The organism is uncultured Alistipes sp. (assembly GCF_902388705.1).
Classification (GTDB): Bacteria; Bacteroidota; Bacteroidia; order Bacteroidales; family Rikenellaceae; genus Alistipes.
Genome location: NZ_CABMQJ010000118.1, coordinates 1 through 2,660, shown reverse-complemented (window position 1 = coordinate 2,660; position 2,660 = coordinate 1). Strand labels below are relative to the sequence as shown.

At 61.3% G+C, this 2,660-nt stretch carries 2 protein-coding genes and 1 pseudogene; 2 read left to right on the top strand and 1 reads right to left on the bottom strand.

Features of this window, described 5'->3' with window-relative positions; genetic code table 11:
* A pseudogene (locus QZT71_RS12340) lies at window positions 1-527 on the bottom strand (apolipoprotein N-acyltransferase); the annotation flags it as partial.
* 95 nt (window positions 528-622) lie between these two features.
* On the opposite strand from QZT71_RS12340, the gene QZT71_RS12335 reads away from it, so the two are divergent.
* A complete protein-coding gene (locus QZT71_RS12335) occupies window positions 623-2,023 on the top strand; it encodes a Gfo/Idh/MocA family oxidoreductase (protein ID WP_295916653.1) in 1,401 nt (466 codons plus the stop codon).
* 100 nt (window positions 2,024-2,123) lie between these two features.
* On the top strand, window positions 2,124-2,660 hold a 537-nt coding region (locus tag QZT71_RS12330; RefSeq protein WP_295916651.1), incomplete at its 3' end, for an alpha/beta hydrolase fold domain-containing protein.

The window sequence follows — 2,660 nt, the reverse complement described above, 5'->3', positions numbered from 1 at the left end:
CGGCGGGCCCGCAGCGCTTCGAAAAAGAGGATGTTGCAGAGCAGTATCCACAGCGAACCGCCGAATACGCCCGTGTATTCGTACCACTGCACGAGCCATACGTCGTGCGAGAACCCGTTGCCCAGAATCAGCCACGGCCACGAGAATTCGCCCGCGGTGTACAAGTATTCCGTAGCGATCCATCCGGCCGTGAGCAGCGTGTAGGCCAGCGCTTTCGGGCCCTTTTTCGAAACGGTGTGGAACAGCATGAAGGCGATCATGTTGAAGAACGTCGAGGCCAGCGTCGCGGCGACGGGCCCCACGGGCGTGGCGTACCATATCCACCACACGGTCGAGATGTTCCACAGCGCGAATGTCAGCGCCGCCCAGCCGAACACGCGCCACCACGAGCGGCGGGTGTCGTCGTACGACGAACTGATCCACAGCAGGGGAACCAGGGCGACGGGCAGCGCGAGCCCCGTCATGCCGAGCCAGCCCGGCGAGAGCAGGACGACCGAAAGGATTACCGCCGCAAATCTACGAAACATGGTGTGTGATTTTTACGTGGGCAAAAGTAGTCAAATGAGCGCATATTTCAAAATATTTCCTACTTTTGTAAAAACATCTAAATTCCCCGAATAGAATGAAGAAATTAGCCTTTTTATTGTGCGGGGCAGCCGTCGTGCTGTTCTGCGGATGCTGCGGCACGTCGCCGGAGGGTTACAGCGTGGCCGACGGCGTAATCGTATTCGACGAGCCGGCCCGTGCCGAGGGCCAGCATTCGGTGCTGCGGCTGACCGTCGACCCGATTCCGGTCGTGCGGGTCGGATTCATCGGGCTGGGCATGCGCGGCCCCGGTGCGGTGGAGCGTTTCACCCATATCGACGGGGTCGAAATCAAGGCGCTCTGCGACCTTTATCCCGAGCGGGTCGAGAAGTCGCAGAAGATTCTCGCCAAACACAATTTCCCCGCAGCCGCTTCGTACAGCGGCGAGCAGGGGTGGAAAGAGCTCTGCGAGCGCGACGACATCGACCTGGTGTACATCTGCACCCCGTGGCAGTTGCACGTGCCGATGGCCGTCTACGCCATGGAGCACGGCAAGCATGTGGCCGTCGAGGTTCCCGCAGCCATGTCGCTCGACGAGTGCTGGCAGCTGGTCGACACCGCCGAGAAAACCCGGCGCCACTGCATGATGCTCGAGAACTGCGTTTACGATTTCTTCGAACTGACGACGCTCAACATGGCGCAGCACGGACTGTTCGGCGAACTGCTCCATGCCGAGGGCTCCTATATCCACAACCTCGAACCTTACTGGGATTATTACCAGGGTAACTGGCGCCTCGATTTCAACCAGTCGCACCGCGGCGACGTATACGCCACGCACGGCCTCGGGCCCGCCTGCCAGCTGTTGGACATCCACCGCGGCGACAAGATGGATTACCTCGTGTCGATGGATACCAAGTCGGTCAACGGCCTGCAAATCGCCAAGCAGAAGATGAACGCCGAAACTTTCGCCAACGGCGACCAGACGCTGACGCTCATCAAGACGGCGAAAGGCCGCACGATTCTTTTGGAGCACAATGTCTATACGCCCCGTCCTTACAGCCGCATGTACCAGGTGACCGGCACCGAGGGCTTCGCCAACAAATACCCGCTCGAAGGGTATGCGTTCCGTCCCGCGCAGCTTGCCGGCGAAGAGGTGCCCGACCACGAAAATCTGAACGAACATTCGTTCATTCCCGACGGGGCGAAAGAGGCCCTGATGGCGCGTTACAAGCATCCGATTGTCCGTGACATCGAGCAGAAGGCGCGCCAGGTCGGCGGCCACGGCGGCATGGACTTCATCATGGATTACCGCCTCGTCTACTGCCTGCAGCACGGACTGCCGCTGGATCAGGATGTGTACGACGCTGCCGAGTGGTCGTGCATCGGGGCGCTTACCGCGGCGTCCATCGAGCACAACAGCATGCCGGTCGCCGTACCCGATTTCACACGCGGCGACTGGGCCAAAGTCGAGGGTTACCGTCACGCCATGGCACAGTAGGGAGCCGTATGCGACACACAAAAAGCCGGGATTTTTCCCGGCTTTTTTCGTTGTGGCAGTGCCTTTGCAGGTCGATTGCGGAACTTTAAAACGAAACGTTATGAATTCTGTGAAACAAGCCCCCGACTACCTGCTCGACGAGCACCTGTCGCCGGGGACGAAAGCGTACCTGAAAGTATTGAACGGCGGCGTTCCCGTCGAATCGCTGTCGGTGGAGGAGGCGCGCCGCGTGTTGGCCGACGTGCAGGCGGCCGTGCACGTCGATTTGTCGGGCGTCGAGGAGTCCGAACAAACCATCGAAAGCGAGGGCCGTCGGCTGCGCCTGCACCTGATGAGGCCCGTCGGAACGGGGCATGAGCGGCTTCCGGCATTCGTATTCGTACATGGCGGAGGCTGGGTGCTGGGCGATTATCCCACCCACCGGCGGCTGGTGCGCGACCTGGTTGCGGAGTCGGGCTGTGCGGCGGTTTTCGTCGACTACACCCGCTCGCCCGAAGCGCATTTCCCGCAGGCCGTCGAGGAGGTTTACGCCGCGGTGAAATGGGTGGCCGCAAACGGCCGCGAAATCGGTGTCGACGGCAGCCGGCTGGCCCTTGCGGGCAACAGCGCGGGCGGCAACATGTCGCTGGCGGCGGCG